The sequence below is a fragment of the Cribrihabitans neustonicus genome (assembly GCF_048820895.1).
GTDB lineage: Bacteria > Pseudomonadota > Alphaproteobacteria > Rhodobacterales > Rhodobacteraceae > Cribrihabitans_A > Cribrihabitans_A neustonicus.
This window is the reverse complement of record NZ_JBMERQ010000002.1, coordinates 900,317-916,306: the sequence shown is the minus strand read 5'-3', so window position 1 is coordinate 916,306 and position 15,990 is coordinate 900,317. Positions and strand designations below refer to the sequence as shown.

Sequence of the window (15,990 nt, the reverse complement as noted above, 5' to 3'; positions counted from 1 at the left end):
TCCAGCCGTCCGCCCGTCTCCCCGAGCTGCCCCGGCGCCTCTCCGCCGCGTTTCCCGTCCCTGGCTGGCGTGGCCGCCGTCCCGTCCGGTGTGTCCCCGTGGCGCCTCAGCGCCGCCGGTGAAGGGGGTTCTACGGATAGCGCCGCCGGCCCGCAACCCGAAAATCACCCAAATTCCCAACTTTCGGACAGAAAAATGCAAAACGCAGCAAAGTCAGTCACTTACACGATAAAAAAGTCAGCCATCCTGACCCGCTTTCCGCACCCGCAGCATCCCCCGCACCCCGCCCCGCGCCCTTATCCACAGAACCGCGCCACTTACCCACAGACCCGCCGCCAGACTCACCCCGGAATCGCCATGCATCGCCCCCCCCCCGACTCGCCCCGCCCGATGCCGCCCCAGCCACTTTCTGACCAAAAACACCCCGGGGGAGGCCAAAAGGGCCGGGGGCAGAGCCCCAAGTCCCCTTCGACCAATCACACGTCCTTCATCAGCCGAAGCGCATCATAGATCGCGGCGTGAGTATTGCGGGCCGAGACGGCGTCGCCGATGCGGAACAGCTGGAAGCGGCCCTCCGGGTTAGTGGCGACAGTCTGAGGACGGCCCGCGACCAGGGCCTCCTGGTCCACCTCACCCCGGTTCTTCGACAGCTCCTTCAGCGCAAAGTACAGATCGTCGAGCGGCCGGGTGCCGTAGTTCACCACCACTTGGTCATATTCCGCACGGGTGGTGTGGTCACTGTAGTCAGTGCCGATCACCGCGCTCAGCCGGTTGCCCGCGGGCTCCACCGCCAGCAGGCGGCGGGCAACCGTGAAACGCACGTCCTTGTCCTGCAGCGCGCGCATGTAGGGGACCAGGTTCATCCCCATGATCTCGGGCGAGATGCCGCGGTCCGGGGTCATCACCTCGACGCTGGCTCCGGCGGCGGCGGCCACTTCCGCAGCCATCAGCCCGGGGTGGTCGCCGCTTTCGTCATAGATCAGCACCTGTCCGCCCGGCTTCACATCACCCGAGATCAGATCCCAGGCGGAAATTGCGCCCGGCGTCTCCCCCGTGGTTTCGAACAGGCCGGTGTCCGGCAGCCCTCCGGTGGCGGCGATCACCATATCCGGCTCCAGTGCCAGCACGTCGTCTGCCTCGGCCCAGGTATTGAAGCGGAAGACCACATCGCGGGCGGCGCATTGCGCCATGCGCCAGTCGATGATGCCCATCATCTCACGGCGCCGCGGGTTCTGCGCGGTGAGCCGCAGCTGGCCGCCGGGCTCCGCAGCGGCTTCCAGCACGGTGACGGCATGGCCGCGCTCGGCGGCAACCCGCGCCGCCTCCAGCCCGCCGGGACCGGCACCGACGATTACCACCTTCTTGCGCTCCGGCGCGGGTGAAATCACATGCGGCATCGTCAGCTCGCGCCCGGTCGCCGCATTGTGAATGCAGAGCGCATCGCCCGCCTGGTAGATCCGGTCGAGGCAATAGGTGGCGCCAACGCAGGGGCGGATGTCATCCTCGCGCCCTTCGATGATCTTCTTCACGATATGCGGGTCCGCCATATGGGCGCGGGTCATGCCCACCATGTCAAGAAGCCCTGCCGCCACCGCATGGCGCGCGGTCGCCACATCGGGGATGCGCGCGGCATGGAAGGTGGGCATGCCGGTGGCCTTTTTCACCTCGCCTGCAAAGTCCAGATGGGGGGCGGACTTCATGCCCTGCACCGGGATCACGTCAGTCATCGCCGGATCGGTATGGATGCGGCCCCGGATCACGTTGAGAAAGTCCACCATGCCGCTGGCTGCGAGCCGCCGGGAAATCTCCAGCCCCTCCTCGGGTGAGATCCCGCCTTGCTGTGCTTCATCTGCCGTGTAGCGCAGGCCGACGATGAAATCGTCCCCCACCCGCTCCCGCACCGCACGCAGCACATCCATCGGCAGCCGCATCCGGCTCTCCAGCGACTGGCCGCCATATGGCCCGTCGAGATCATTGGTCAGCGGCGACCAGAACTGGTCGAGCAGATGGCCATAGACCTGCAGCTCGATCCCGTCCATGCCGCCCTCCTTCATCCGCTCCGCTGCATCGGCGAAGTCGGAGATCACCCGGGCGATGTCCCAATCCTCCGCCAGCTTCGGGAACGCCTTATGCGCGGGCTCGCGATGGCGGGAGGAGGAGATCGACGGCAGCCAGTCGCCCTTGTTCCAGCCGGTGCGGCGGCCGAGGTGGGTGAGCTGGATCATCACCGCCGCGCCATGCTCGTGCACCTGGTCGGTGAGGTTGCGGATCCAGGGCACTACCTCGTCCTTCCAGGCGAGGATATTGTTGAACACCGGCGGGCTGTCGCGGCTGACCGCCGCGGAACCGGCCGTCATCGTGAGCGCCACACCCGCCTTCGCCCGCTCGGCGTGGTAGGCGGCGTAGCGCTCCTTTGGCATGCCGTCCTCCGGGTAAGCCGGCTCGTGGCTGGTGGTCATGATCCTGTTTCTCAGCGTCAGGTGCTTGAGCTGATAGGGCTGCAGCAGCGGGTCCTTGGACATGGGCACGTCTCTCCTGGAACGAGTCTGGGCTGCACAAGATCCGACAACAACTTGACACATGTGTCAATTGAGCAATCATGACTGTCAGGAAAACTTGCCCCAAGCCGGACCGGCTGCTACTGCTGCCCCATGCGCACGACAGCCCCACCCCGCCCGCGGCTCAGCGAAGACGACTGGCTCCGGGCCGCCCATGAGACCTTATGCGACAGCGGGGTGGAGGCGGTGAAGGTGATGCCGCTGGCCAAAGCGCTCGGCGTGTCGCGCACCAGCTTCTACTGGCACTTCCCCGACCGCGAGGCGCTCCTGGAGGCGATGATCCGGCGCTGGGAGGAGAAGAACACCGGAAACCTGGTGGCCCGCAGCGCCGCCTATGCAGAGAGCATCGCCGAGGCGCTGTTCAACCTCTTCGACTGCTGGATCGACCCGGACCTGTTCGACTCCCGGCTCGACCTCGCGATCCGCAATTGGGCGCGCAACGATGCGGCTCTGCAGGCGCGGCTCGACCAAGCCGATGCGCAGCGCGAGGCGGCGCTCACCGCGATGTTCGCCCGCTTCGGTTATGCGCAGGAGGAAGCGCTGCTGCGCGCCCGCACCATGCTCTACACCCAAACCGGCTACATCGCGATGCAGGTGCATGAGAGCCGGGAGCTGCGGATCTCGCTGATGCCGGGCTGGGTCAAGGTGTTCTCCGGCAAACCGCCCTCCCAGCGCGACCTCGACCGCTTCCACGCCCGTCACGCCTTGCTGGCAGAAGAGACGGGCGCGGCCGCGGCGCCCTAAGACCACCCCCCAGCACCCGTTGCGCCTAGCAAAAAGGCAGCCACTCCCGCCCGCGGCCGCAGGCCTCGAAGAGGCCCGCACCGCCGTTGGGCCGGGCGCCGCGCCCTGCGGGCGCGGCGCGGGTCGCTTCGGGCTAGGCCCGAAGCGATACCACTCACCATAGCCCGCGGTTTCGTCCAGGCCTCGCGTGTGCCACTGCCGCGCCGCGCGTCAGCGCGGCGCCCCCCCGAAAAGCTCGGGCGCGGAGCCATCGGCTCCGCGCCCGCCTGTTCCGCCAGCACCTGACCGCGGATCACTCCGCCGCGATCTGGCCTTCGATCTTTTCGACCCGCACCGCGGAGAACTTGAACTCCGGGATCTTGCCATAGGGGTCGATCGCCGGGTTGGTGAGGATATTGGCCGCCGCCTCCACATAGGCAAACGGCACGAACACCATGTCCTCGGCAATTGCCCGGTCCGCGCGCGCCATAATCTCGATCGAGCCGCGGCGGGTGGTGAGGCGGATCATCTCGCCCGGCTCGATCCCCATCAGCTTGAGTGTGCGCGGGTTGAGCGAGCAGTTCGCCTCCGGCTCCACCGCATCCAGAACCTTGGAGCGCCGCGTCATCGACCCAGTGTGCCAATGCTCGAGCTGCCGCCCGGTGGTCATGATCATCGGATATTCCGCATCCGGCGCCTCGTCCGGCGGGATCACCGAGGCAGGCGTGAAGCGCGCGCGGCCGTCGGGGCGCGGGAAGCCGTCGCCAAAGACGATGGCCTGGCCCGGATCGGTTTCATGCAGCGAGGGATAGGTGATGGTCTCCGTCTCCAGCCGCTCCCAGGTGATATTGTCGAGCGACTTCATGTTGAGCTTCATCTCGGCAAAGACCTCGGAGACATCCTTGTAGTCCCAGGGCAGGCCGATGCGCTGCGCGAGGTCGACGGTGATCTGCCAGTCCTCGCGCGCCTCGCCCGGCGGCGGCACCGCTGGACGGACCCGCTGCACCTGACGGTTGGTGTTGGAAACAGTGCCGTTCTTTTCGTAGAGCGCCGAGGCGGGCAGGATGATGTCCGCATAGTTCGCCGTCTCGGTCAGGAAGATGTCCTGCACGATCAGCAGTTCCAGCTTGGCGATGGCATCGCGGGCGTGGTCCACGTCCGGGTCCGACATCGCCGGGTTTTCGCCGAGGATATACATGCCCCGGATCTTGCCGGCATAAACCTCGTCGACAATCTCGGTAACCGTGAGGCCCTTCTCGTTCGAGAAGTCTCCGCCGCCCCAGACATCGGTGAAGCTCTTGCGCACTTCATCCGAAGTCACGGTCTGGTAGTCCGGCAGGAACATTGGGATGAGGCCCGCGTCGGAGGCCCCCTGCACGTTGTTCTGGCCGCGCAAGGGGTGCAGGCCCGCGCCCGGCTTGCCGACATTGCCGGTCATCAGGGCCAGCGAAATCAGGCAGCGCGAATTGTCGGTGCCGTGGATGTGCTGGGAGACCCCCATGCCCCAGAAGATCATCCCGGCCTTGGCACCCGCGAACATCCGTGCGACCCGGCGCAGCTGTTCCGGCTCGATGCCGCAGATCTCCGACATCTTCTCGGGGGTGAACTGGCGCAGGTGCTCCTTTTCAGCTTCCCAGTTCTCGGTCCAGCGGTGGATGTACTGGCTGTCGTAGAGTTCCTCCTCCACGATCACATTCATGATCGCATTCAGCATCGACACATCGGCACCGGGGCGGAATTGCAGCATCTCGGCTGCGTAGCGGCGCATGCCGACACCGCGCGGGTCCATCACGATCAGCTTGCCGCCGCGTTTGGTAAACTGCTTGAAGTAGGTCGCCGCAACCGGGTGGTTCTCGATCGGGTTGGCGCCGATAATGATGGCAACATCGGCGTTCTCGATCTCGTTGAAGGTCGCGGTCACAGCGCCGGAGCCCACGTTTTCGATCAGCGCCGCGACGGAGGATGCGTGGCACAGACGGGTGCAATGGTCGACGTTGTTGTGCTTGAAGCCCTGGCGGATGAACTTCTGGAAAAGGTAGGCCTCTTCATTAGTGCACTTCGCCGAGCCGAAGCCCGCCACCGTCTTCGGGTCCTCATCACGCAGCTTGACCAGCCCCTTGGCAGCGAGGTCCAGCGCTTCTTCCCATGTCGCTTCGCGGAAATGCGTGAAGAGATTACCGGGGTCGACGTTCAGCCCTTTGGCGGGCGCATCCTCGCGCCGGATCAGCGGCTTGGTCAGCCGGTGCGGATGGTGAATGTAGTCGAAGCCAAAGCGGCCCTTCACACAAAGGCGGCCTTCGTTGGCGGGGCCGTTGATGCCCTCGACGTATTTAACCTTGCCGTCCTTGACCTTCAGCGAAACCTTGCAGCCGACACCGCAGAACGGGCAGACGCTTTCGGTCTCGGTGTCGTAATCCTTGCTGTCGCCGACCTGGTTCTCGTCCACTACGGTGGCGGGCATCAGAGCGCCGGTCGGGCAAGCCTGAACGCACTCGCCGCAGGCCACGCAGGTGGAGGCGCCCATTGGGTCGTCAATGTCGAACACCGGGAAGGCCTCGTGCCCGCGGCCCGCCATGCCGATCACGTCATTGACCTGCACTTCGCGGCAAGCCCGGACGCAGAGGTTGCAGGAAATGCAGGCGTCCAGATTCACCTTCATGGCGACGTGGGAGTCGTCCAGCAGCGGGATGCGCTCCTTCTCCATCTTCGGGAAGCGGGAATCCGTGACGCCGTTCAGCTCCGCCATGTCCCACATGTGGGAGGACTTGTCGTGCGCCTCTTCCTGTTTGGGGTGGTCGGCGAGCAGCAGCTCCATCACCATCTTCCGCGCGCCTTGCGCGCGGGCGTTGTTGGTGGTGACGACCATGCCCTCGGAGGGTTCGCGGATACAGGAAGCGGCCAGAACGCGCTCGCCTTCGATCTCCACCATGCACGCGCGGCAGTTGCCGTCGGGGCGGTAGCCGGGCGCGGGCTTGTGGCAGAGATGCGGGATCTTCAGGCCGCGGCCGTTCGCGACTTCCCAAATGGTCATCCCCGCTTCGGCCGTGACCTGCTCGCCGTCAAGGGTGAAGGTGACTTGCTTGGTCATGGCTCAGACCTCCTCGGGGAAGTGTTTCATGGTGAGGCGGATCGGGTTCGGCGCCGCCTGGCCCAAGCCGCAGATTGAGGCATCGACCATGGTCCGGCTCAACTCCTCCAAGAGGCCCTGATCCCACTTCGGCGCCTGCATCAGCTTCACCGCCTTCTCGCAGCCGACCCGGCAAGGGGTACATTGGCCGCAGCTTTCATCCTCGAAGAAGCGCAGCATGTTGAGCGCCGCATCGCGGGCCGAGTCCTGATCGGACAGCACCACCACGGCGGCCGAGCCGATGAAGGTGCCATGCGGCTGCAGCGTGTCGAAATCGAGAGGAATGTCATCCATCGACGCAGGAAGCAGGCCGGAGGACGGGCCGCCTGGCTGATAGGCCTTGAAGGTATGGCCGTCGAGCATACCGCCCGCGGCCTCGATGATGTCCAGAATGGTGGAGCCTGCAGGCAGCAGGTGCACGCCCGGGTTCTTTACCCGGCCTGACACGGAATAGGAGCGCAACCCCTTGCGGCCGTTCTTCTCGACCGAGTTCAGGCATTCCGGGCCTTCGCGGCAGATCCGCGCCACCCAGTAAAGTGTCTCAACATTGTGAACCAGCGTCGGGCGGCCGAAGACGCCCACCTGCGCCACGAACGGCGGCCGGTGGCGCGGCTCGCCGCGCTTGCCTTCGATCGACTCGATCATCGCCGACTCTTCACCGCAAATATAGGCCCCTGCCCCGCGGCGCAGGTCGATGTAGCCTTCCTCGACGACGCCGGCCTGTTCCAGCGCCGTGATCTCGCGGCGCAGGATCTCCAGCACCGCCGGGTATTCGTCGCGCATGTAGATGAAGGCTTTCTCCGCCTCCACCGCCCAGGCGGCGATCAGCATGCCTTCCAGGAAGACATGCGGAGTGCGCTCCAGGTAGTAGCGGTCCTTGAAGGTGCCGGGCTCGCCCTCGTCACCGTTGACAGCGAGGTAGCGCGGGCCTGCGTTGGCGCGCACGAAGCCCCATTTGGTGCCGGAGGGGAATCCTGCGCCGCCGAGGCCGCGGAGACCGGCTTCCTTCACCTTGGCCTGCACGTCCTCCCAGCTGCCGCTGGCACGCAGGTCTTTCAGTGCCGAGTAACCGCCTTTGGCCTCGTAGGCGGCAAAGGTTTCGTACTCGGGGACATGCGCATGGGTGTCATCCGCGGCAATCGCCGCCTGCACCTTTTCGGGTGTCGCGTGGTCGATATGGTTGTGGCCGATCTCCAGAACCGGCGCGGTATCGCAGCGGCCCATGCAGGGCGCACGCAGGACTCGGACCTGGGAGGCATCCAGCCCGTCTTCCAGCGCTTGTTTCAGCTGCTCTGCCCCGGCCAGCTCGCACGAGAGTGAATCGCAGACCCGGATGGTCAGCGCGGGCGGCGGGGTCTCGCCTTCCTTCACCACATCGAAATGGGCGTAGAAACTCGCAACCTCATAGACCTCGGCCTGACCCACCCGCATTATTTCCGCCAGGGCGCGGATATGCGCGGCGCTCAGGTGGCCGTATTCGTCCTGAATCAGATGCAGGAACTCGATCAGCAGGTCGCGGTTGCGCGGGCGGTCCCCCAGCAGCGCCTGAACCTCGCTCAGCGCGCTGTCGTCCAGCTGACGGCCCTTGGGCGTGCGGCGCCCCTTGCCGCGGCCGGATTTCCAGACGCCCTTGCTATCATCCAATGGTGCCATGGTTTACCTCCCGTCAGCACGTCGTCCGCTTTGGGAATGTCATCAAGGGAGAATATCGTCAAATCTGAAATTCGGAAGGCACGATAAGCCAAGCTTATCACGCCATTTGCGGCACTTGATCCTCCGCAAACGTCGCAACCACCTCTTTCAGCGCCCGCAAAGTCGTCAGCTCAGGGGTCCGGTCGAGCGTTGCAATACAGATCGGCCGCGCCTGCTCAGGAGCCTCCAGCGCCAGAACACGGGTCCCGCCCAGCGCGCCCAGCGCCTCGGGCAGGGCACGCGGCAGAATCGTAGCCGAGGTGCCCTCGCGCGCCAGCACGATAGATGCCATGAATCCGCTCGACTCCGAAACGATCCGCGGCTTCAGCCCGAGGTCGGCAAAGATCCGGTCCAGGATGCGCCGGTTCTGCATCTGCTGATCCAGAAGGCTGAGCGGCAGTTCGGCAGCGTCGGCCCAGCTGATGCTGGCGCCGCGGCCCGCCACCATTGCCTCGGGCGCCATCAGCACATAGCTCTCCTCGTACAGCGGCTGCACCGTCACCAGCTCGCGGCCCATGCTGTCGCCGTAGGTGATGCCCGCGTCGATGGTACCGTCGTAGAGCCGCTGCTGGATCGCCATCGAGGTCGTGACCTCGATCCGCGCCAGGATGCGCGGGTGTGCCTGATGCAGCCGGTCCGCAAGCCGCGCGGCCCAGGTCGTGGCGGTAGGGACAACCCCCAGCACCAGGGTGCCGGTAACCTCGCCGCGGGCTGCCGCGATCTCCTGCTCCAGCGCCTTGGCATCATCGAGGATCGACCGCGCCCGGCGCACGATCATCATGCCCTCTTCGGTCAGCCCCTGGAAGCGGTTGGCGCGGCGCACGATGGAGACCTCCAGCCGCTCCTCCAGATTGCGTATGCGCATGGAGAACGCGGGCTGCGACATGCCGCAGTCCTGCGCCGCCTTGGCAAAATGCTGGTGCCGCGCCAGCGCGGTCAGCAGCTGCAAATCCCTGAGCTCGATCATGCCTGAGCATAGGCTGCTGCCCGGGCCGGGCGCAACTGGGCTCGCAAGTCAGCGAGTCTGCTGCGCGGCCGCAGCGCGCCCCGCCGCACCATAGAGCACTGCAAGCGCGTCCAGCACTTCGGCGGCGGCGGCGAGCCCGCGGGCCAGATCCGGCTGCGCCTCCAGCAGCGGCAGCAGCGCCGAGGCGCGCAAGCCGGAGTACGCCGCCGCCAGCTCCGCCCCCTGCTCCGAGAGGTGATAGGTCACGCCGGACCGCCCGGCCCCGTGCTTTTCCACCAGGCCGGCGGCCGCAAGCTTGCGCAGAGAATACTGTATGTTGGGAATGTCGGCACGGTTGGTCTGCCGGGCCATCTCCTTTACAGAACTGCCCTGCTCCCCCCGCTCGGCCAGCAGCACAAGCAGCGTAACCTCTGCACCGGTGGCCGCCTGCACGGCCGCGCCCGCCATGCAATCCGCCTGCCAGCGCACCAGCCCTTCGCGGGCCCGGTGCACTGCAAGCTCCAGGGCGTTCAGCGTTTGCGCGAGGCTTTCGCCGTCCGCCGGCCGCACAGCGGTTTCCTCCGCGTTCAAGCGGGCCTCGGACACCATATCATCCATGGAGTTTAATCGCTTCTGCCAATGGGGTTTCTCCAATTCCAGATGCCCCGAGGCTCCGGCCCCGCGGAGCCATTTGCCTCAAATAAAACAAAAATCAACCTAAGATTGATAATCTTGTACCGCAACCCGTAGCGGCGCTTCAACCCCGCACAGGCAGATGCGCACGCTTCGAAGCGGGGCTTCTGCCCTACGCGGGTCATGGAACAAGGGGCAAGTGCCGAGGCACCAATAGCGCGCGCCGCCGTCCCAAACGGGCCTCTGTCGAAGCGGGCTTCTACTGTTCAGTTTCCGTGGCCGGATCTTTGGGTCATCCCCGGGCACGACCGCCAAAGCAGAAAACAGATCGTCACGCGGCGGTTCATTTCGGGAACAGAATTGCCATTCGCCCCGCTGACTCCCAACCTTTCGGTATAAACAGCCGAAAACAAAGGGAGATCTTTAGGGTGTGGCGATCCCTGAAGGACTCGAACCCTCAACCTGCTGATTAGAAGTCAGCTGCTCTATCCAGTTGAGCTAAGGGACCGCTTGGCGCCAGTTATGACAGGCAGGCAACCCGGGTCAAGCCGCGCCGCGCAGGGGCAGGTGCATAAAGACCGACCAAGGGTCTTCGGTATAGCCCTCGAACGGCGGGCACTCGGCGAAACCGTAGGCCTCATAGAGTGTGCGGGCCGGCAGAAAATCGGCGGTGGAGCCGGTTTCCAAATAGATGCCGGAAGCGCCCGTGTTGCGCGCGTGCCGCAGCAGGAATTCCAGCATTGCACGGCCCGCGCCGCTGCCGCGCGCCTCTGCGACCGTGTGCATCGACTTCAGCTCGCAGGCGCCGCACTGCAGCGTCTTCAAGGCCCCCATGGCAATCGCCGGGCCACCCTGGCGCAGCAGGAAGAAGGCCACCTCCGGCGCCTCCAGCCCGCAGCCATCGAGCGCATGGCAGCTTTCGGCCGGGGATTGCGAGGCCATCTGGTCCAGGTGGCGCCGGATCAGTGCCACGGCCTCCGGAGCGGCCGGGCTTTCACGGGTGATCGTGAAGCCGGTCCTCTGCCCTTCAGTTCCGCCTGCAGCTTCCAGTCGCGCTTCCACCATGGATGTGAACTCCGAATTCATCTCAAGCACATGCAGACCTGAGCCCGAAGTGCGCGATGCGAGTCCGCACCGAATCACGGGCCGGGCGCAACGGGAAATCGCCTCCCGGCCCGGGAAAATCCCAAAGATGCGGTGGCAGCGCCAGCGGATCGGGCAGCTTGACCGCGGAAGAGGCTAGCGGGGCAGCCGCGCAGCGCACCACGCCGCCACGGCATCGCATGTGGCCGCCAGATGCTCTTCGTGGCTGCGCCCGGTGACCCGCTGGCGCGGCTTCAGGTCGTGATCGCCATCCTCCAGCCACTTGACGGTTATGCTGTCCGGGAGCCCGTATCCTGCCACTTCTTCCCTGGTGCCAAACGGGTCCCGCGTGCCCTGGCAGATTAGCGCAGGCACCCGCAGCGCTGCCAGATGCGCGGTGCGCAGCTTCTCCGGCTTGCCCTGCGGGTGGAACGGATAGCCAAGGCAGAGGAGCCCGGCGATACCGCCGCGGGCAAACAGATCGCCGGCAATGAGGCTGGCAATGCGGCTGCCCAAGCTCTTGCCGCCGATGACCAGAGGGCCGCCACAGGCGAGCGCATCAAGGGCCGCACGGTATTCCTCTTCCAGAAGCCCGGCCTTGGGCGGCGGGCGCCTGGGGCCGCCGCTGCGGCGGGCGGCCATGTAAGCGAACTCGAACCGGGCCACCCGCAGCCCGCGGATGGCGAGGCCTTCGGCGATCGCCGTCATGAAGGGCGTGTCCATCGCGGCTCCGGCGCCATGGGCCAGAAGCACCGTCACCCGCCCCGGCTCGTCCCCGTTCAGGAGGAATTGAAGCTCGCCCATGCGTACCCTCCAGATACAGGGAAGGCGCCCGCTCGGGCGCCTCACTGTTGCTGTTATGCCCCAGCGAGCGGGGCCTCAGTGCGACCAGGGCTCGCGGCGGCTGGTGGCGAAGTTGTCGCCGTAACCGCCGGGGCGGATGTTGCTGCGGCGGGACTTGGGCTCGATCACCTGGGCGTCGATGCCGTGGTCGCGGGCGTATTCCAGCGCCGCTTCCTTGGTATCGAAGCGCAGCCGCACCTGGCTCTGCGTGTCATCCGAGGAGGTCCAGCCCATCAGGGGGTCGATCTCCCGCGCGCTGGAGCGGGCAAATTCGAGCACCCATTTGCGCGTGCGGGCCATGCCCGAAGTCATCGCGTTCCTGGCCGGCCGGTAAATGCGCGCTTGCATCGCTGTCTCCTCGCTGATCTGGCTGCGCCCGTTTATGCGCCGGAAGGGCTGCTGCGGCAAGGCAGCTTTTACAGGCGATTGCAGGGGAATACGCAGCTTTCGGCCCGAATCCGCTGCGCGCCGCGGCAAATGCCCCTTGAACCAGAACATAAACGGACCAAAATCAGCACGGCCCGCCCCCGGGCGCCTGCAGGAGACCGTGATGCCCTATGCCCATTCCGACAAGTCTATGCCGATGATGGCGGATCGCGCCGCGCAGCGGCGGCCCAAGCTGGAGGGCGGCAAACGGTTCCGGATGCAGACGGAATTTGCCCCTGCAGGCGACCAGCCGGCCGCAATCGCAGAGCTCTCGCAGGGCATTCTCGACGGAGAGCGCGACCAGGTGCTGCTGGGCGCGACCGGTACAGGCAAGACCTTCACCATGGCCAAAGTGATCGAGGAGACCCAGCGCCCGGCGATCATTCTCGCCCCAAACAAGACACTGGCGGCGCAGCTCTATGGTGAGTTCAAGGGATTCTTCCCGGAGAACTCGGTCGAGTATTTCGTCTCCTTCTACGACTACTACCAGCCGGAGGCCTATGTGCCGCGCTCCGACACCTATATTGAGAAGGAAAGCCAGATCAACGAGCAGATCGACCGGATGCGCCACTCGGCGACACGGGCGCTGCTGGAACGCGACGACGTGATCATCATCGCCTCGGTCTCCTGCATCTACGGCATCGGTTCGGTCGAGACCTATTCGGCGATGACCCAGGACCTCAAAGCGGGGGAGATGTACGACCAGCGCCAGGTGATGGCCGATCTGGTCGCCCAGCAGTACAAGCGCAATGACCAGGCCTTCCAGCGCGGCAGCTTCCGGGTCCGCGGCGACTCGCTGGAGATCTTCCCCGCCCACCTGGAGGACCGCGCCTGGCGGCTGTCGTTCTTCGGCGAGGAGCTGGAGCAGATCACCGAATTCGACCCCCTCACCGGCGAGCGCACCGGCACCTTCGACCAGATCCGGGTCTATGCGAACTCCCACTACGTGACCCCCAAGCCGACCCTGCGCCAAGCTGTGATCTCCATTAAGGAGGAGCTGAAGATGCGGCTGGCTCAACTGGAAAGCGAGGGCAAGCTGCTGGAAGCGCAGCGGCTGGAGCAGCGCACCAACTTCGATATCGAGATGCTGGAGGCCACCGGCCATTGCAACGGGATCGAGAACTACTCGCGCTACCTCACCGGGCGGGCTCCAGGGGAGCCGCCCCCCACCCTGTTCGAGTTCATCCCCGACAACGCCATTGTTTTCGCGGATGAAAGCCACGTCTCGGTGCCGCAGATCGGCGGCATGTACAAGGGCGACCACCGGCGCAAGTTCACCCTCGCCGAACACGGCTTCCGCCTGCCCTCCTGCATGGACAACCGGCCGCTGAAGTTCGAGGAATGGGACGCCATGCGGCCGCAGTCGGTGTTTGTCTCCGCCACTCCCGCGGCCTGGGAGCTGGAGCAGTCGGGCGGGGTCTTCGCCGAACAGGTGATCCGCCCCACCGGCCTGCTGGACCCGCAGGTGGAGATCCGGCCCGTCGAGATGCAGGTTGACGATCTGCTGGACGAGGTGCGCAGAGTAACGGAGAAGGGCTTCCGCACGCTCTGCACCACGCTCACCAAGCGCATGGCGGAGGATCTGACCGAATACCTGCACGAGCAGGGCGTGAAAGTACGCTACATGCACTCCGACATCGACACGCTGGAACGGATCGAGATCCTGCGCGACCTGCGGCTGGGCGCCTTCGACGTGCTGGTGGGCATCAACCTCCTGCGCGAAGGGCTCGACATCCCGGAATGCGGGCTGGTCGCCATTCTGGACGCGGACAAGGAAGGTTTCCTGCGCTCGGAAACCTCGCTGATCCAGACCATCGGCCGTGCCGCGCGCAACGCCGAAGGCCGCGTGATCATGTACGCCGACCGCATCACCGGGTCGATGGAGCGCGCCATCGAGGAGACCAACCGCCGCCGCGAGAAGCAAATCGCCTACAACAAGGAACACGGCATCACGCCCGAGACGGTGAAAAAGAACGTCGAGGACGTGCTGGCGGGCCTTTACGAAGGCGATGTTGACATGAACCGCGTCACCGCGCAGATCGGCAAGCCGATGCATGGCGCCAACCTGGAAGCGCATCTGAATGGCCTGCGCGACGACATGCGCAAGGCGGCCGAGAACCTGGAGTTCGAGGAGGCCGCGCGCCTGCGCGACGAGATCAAGCGGCTTGAGGCCGTCGACCTCGCCGTTGCCGACGACCCGCTGGCCCGGCAGTCCGCTATCGAGGCGGCATCTGAAGCCGCCACCAAAACCCGCGGGCGGTCGACCGCGGGCAAGGCGGGCACGCGGGCTTACCGGGGCAAGTCGCAGAAGAAGTACTCCTGAGGCCGCGGCACCTGCCCCGGCTCAGGCGGCAGGAAGCCCGCATGAGCCGTTGCCGGCGGAAGGGAAGAACACGCGGCCGCGCCGAAGCGGTTCCATAGGGCGTTTGGCCAGTGAAGGCCGCACTTTCGGCTGCCCGTGGCGGCCGCACAAAAACCCCCTCCGGATCACCGGAGGGGGCGCACTCGTTACCACACTCGCACTTTACTGCACTCGCACTCGCAACTTCACTCGCACGGTCACTCACCACCAAGGGCCCGAAGACCCTCACTCACCCCCAACAGGCACTCGCACTTACTGGTTCACATCTTCCGCGCCGCCCGCATCTTCCGGCGGGTTGACTTCGAGATTGGGGACCTTGATCTCGGCCTCCTTCATGTCGACGTCCACATCCGGGACCTTCACCGTGGCGCTGTCCTCGGTCACCTCGACCGAACCCACCTCGGCGTCGAACTCCGGCAGCTGGCCGCCCTCGACGTTCACGTCAACGTCCGGCAAGCGGGTTTCCTGGGTCTGGTCGACATCGACCATGTAAAAAGCCACGGCGATCGCAAGCAGCGCGGCAATGCCGATCACAACGGCAGAAGAGGTTTTCATAGCGTCGTTCCTTTCGACTGTTCCACTGCCCCTGTCCGAGGCTTCGGAAGGGAAACAACGCATCCGGCAAAAAAGTTCCCGGTGCCGGAACGGATTACCGGATCCGGGGGTTTTCCTGTCAGCAGACACGCTAGGAGTAGTGAAAATGGAATATGGTCTTATTGGTCTCATCATCCTGATCGCCGACCTTTACGCGATCTACCAAGTGCTTACCTCCGGGGCCTCCACCGTGGCCAAGGTGGTCTGGACGCTCGTGATTCTCATCCTGCCGGTGGTCGGCCTGATCGCCTGGCTCATCGCGGGCCCGCGCGGGCATTCGGCCTCGGTCTGAAGCGCAGCAGACGGCAATTGATCCGCCCGCCGCAGCTCCGCGCTGCGGCGGGTTTTTCTTTGTCCGCGCTGCCGAGCGCCGCACGCGCGTCCCTTCATCTTCTTGAAAACAGGGAAATTTTCTGATATACTCTCAACCGCATTCCGGCGCCGCGGCAGGCGCCGGTGCCGTGGCCCGCTTCGGGCCGGACAATTGCCGCAGACACCTGTTTCAGGAGGATGTGCAATGACAGACATGTGGAAAAAAATATCTGGTGACTGGCAGGACAGCGTAAACGTGCTGGCCGGGCTCTGGCTGGTGATCTCGCCCTGGGTCCTGCAATTCCAGGACAGCAGGCTGGCAGTGGCCAACGCGGTGCTGCTCGGCGGCCTGATCGCGCTGATGTCGCTGGCGGCCGTGGTGAACTTCCGCAACTGGGAGGAGTGGCTGGACATGGCGGTCGGCGCCTGGCTGGTGATCTCGCCCTGGGTGCTCGGCCTGACAGCGCTGACGCTGGCAACCTGGAACTTCGTGATCATCGGCGCCATCGTGCTCGCACTGGCGGCCTGGTCACTTTACGAACACGGCACCGGCTACACCGTCTGATACCGCAACGCTTTCAGCGGACCCCGATGCCCGCTGAAAGCGCGGTACGGCCAAGACTTGCCCGACTCACCCCATCGGGCGCAGACTGATGGGACCGAAACCACCGGGCGCCTCGGCTTGCCGCTT

General features: G+C 65.4%; 13 protein-coding genes and 1 tRNA gene. 4 read left to right on the top strand and 10 right to left on the bottom strand.

The features are described from left to right. Positions 1-476 precede the first annotated feature (476 nt). Positions 477-2,522, bottom strand: coding sequence for an oxidoreductase (locus tag ACOHWE_RS09430; RefSeq protein WP_420665897.1), 2,046 nt, complete (start codon positions 2,520-2,522; stop codon positions 477-479). 129 nt (positions 2,523-2,651) lie between these two features. Here ACOHWE_RS09430 and ACOHWE_RS09425 point away from each other — a divergent pair, with 129 nt between their 5' ends. Then, the gene (locus ACOHWE_RS09425; protein ID WP_420665895.1) at positions 2,652-3,302 is read left to right on the top strand and encodes a TetR/AcrR family transcriptional regulator; all 651 of its coding nucleotides are present in this window, start codon (positions 2,652-2,654) and stop codon (positions 3,300-3,302) included. A gap of 292 nt (positions 3,303-3,594) precedes the next feature. On the opposite strand, the gene fdhF is transcribed toward ACOHWE_RS09425, so the two are convergent. The 8 genes from fdhF to ACOHWE_RS09385 all read right to left on the bottom strand — a co-directional run bounded on the left by fdhF (position 3,595) and on the right by ACOHWE_RS09385 (position 11,953). Beyond that, positions 3,595-6,369 carry a formate dehydrogenase subunit alpha gene (fdhF, locus tag ACOHWE_RS09420; protein WP_420665893.1) on the bottom strand — a complete coding sequence of 925 codons (2,775 nt, stop codon included), beginning with the start codon at positions 6,367-6,369 and terminating at the stop codon, positions 3,595-3,597. Between the two features lie 3 nt (positions 6,370-6,372). Next, positions 6,373-8,061, bottom strand: a complete 1,689-nt coding sequence (locus ACOHWE_RS09415; RefSeq protein WP_420665892.1) for an NAD(P)H-dependent oxidoreductase subunit E — start codon at positions 8,059-8,061, stop codon at positions 6,373-6,375. A gap of 97 nt (positions 8,062-8,158) precedes the next feature. Then, positions 8,159-9,067, bottom strand: coding sequence for a LysR family transcriptional regulator (locus tag ACOHWE_RS09410; protein WP_420665890.1), 909 nt, complete (start codon positions 9,065-9,067; stop codon positions 8,159-8,161). Between the two features lie 48 nt (positions 9,068-9,115). Next, positions 9,116-9,664: a winged helix DNA-binding protein gene (locus ACOHWE_RS09405; RefSeq protein WP_420665889.1), complete on the bottom strand. Its 549-nt coding sequence runs from the start codon at positions 9,662-9,664 to the stop codon at positions 9,116-9,118. A 446-nt stretch (positions 9,665-10,110) separates the two neighbouring features. After that, a tRNA-Arg gene (locus ACOHWE_RS09400) sits at positions 10,111-10,187 on the bottom strand. A gap of 35 nt (positions 10,188-10,222) precedes the next feature. Then, positions 10,223-10,744, bottom strand: a complete 522-nt coding sequence (locus tag ACOHWE_RS09395) for a GNAT family N-acetyltransferase (protein ID WP_420665887.1) — start codon at positions 10,742-10,744, stop codon at positions 10,223-10,225. A gap of 174 nt (positions 10,745-10,918) precedes the next feature. Further along, positions 10,919-11,566: an alpha/beta family hydrolase gene (locus ACOHWE_RS09390; RefSeq protein WP_420665886.1), complete on the bottom strand. Its 648-nt coding sequence runs from the start codon at positions 11,564-11,566 to the stop codon at positions 10,919-10,921. A gap of 75 nt (positions 11,567-11,641) precedes the next feature. Next, entirely contained in the window at positions 11,642-11,953 is a 312-nt protein-coding gene (locus ACOHWE_RS09385; protein ID WP_420665885.1) for an ETC complex I subunit, read from the bottom strand. 202 nt (positions 11,954-12,155) lie between these two features. On the opposite strand from ACOHWE_RS09385, the gene uvrB reads away from it, so the two are divergent. Beyond that, entirely contained in the window at positions 12,156-14,354 is a 2,199-nt protein-coding gene (gene uvrB / locus ACOHWE_RS09380) for an excinuclease ABC subunit UvrB (protein ID WP_420665884.1), read from the top strand. Between the two features lie 291 nt (positions 14,355-14,645). On the opposite strand, the gene ACOHWE_RS09375 is transcribed toward uvrB, so the two are convergent. Then, positions 14,646-14,948 carry a hypothetical protein gene (locus ACOHWE_RS09375; RefSeq protein ID WP_420665883.1) on the bottom strand — a complete coding sequence of 101 codons (303 nt, stop codon included), beginning with the start codon at positions 14,946-14,948 and terminating at the stop codon, positions 14,646-14,648. Positions 14,949-15,093: 145 nt separating this feature from the next. Here ACOHWE_RS09375 and ACOHWE_RS09370 point away from each other — a divergent pair, with 145 nt between their 5' ends. Further along, positions 15,094-15,279, top strand: a complete 186-nt coding sequence (locus ACOHWE_RS09370; RefSeq protein WP_420665882.1) for a PLDc N-terminal domain-containing protein — start codon at positions 15,094-15,096, stop codon at positions 15,277-15,279. Between the two features lie 225 nt (positions 15,280-15,504). After that, complete coding sequence (locus ACOHWE_RS09365; protein ID WP_420665881.1) at positions 15,505-15,864, top strand: SPW repeat protein; 360 nt, start codon at positions 15,505-15,507, stop codon at positions 15,862-15,864. Positions 15,865-15,990 lie beyond the last annotated feature (126 nt).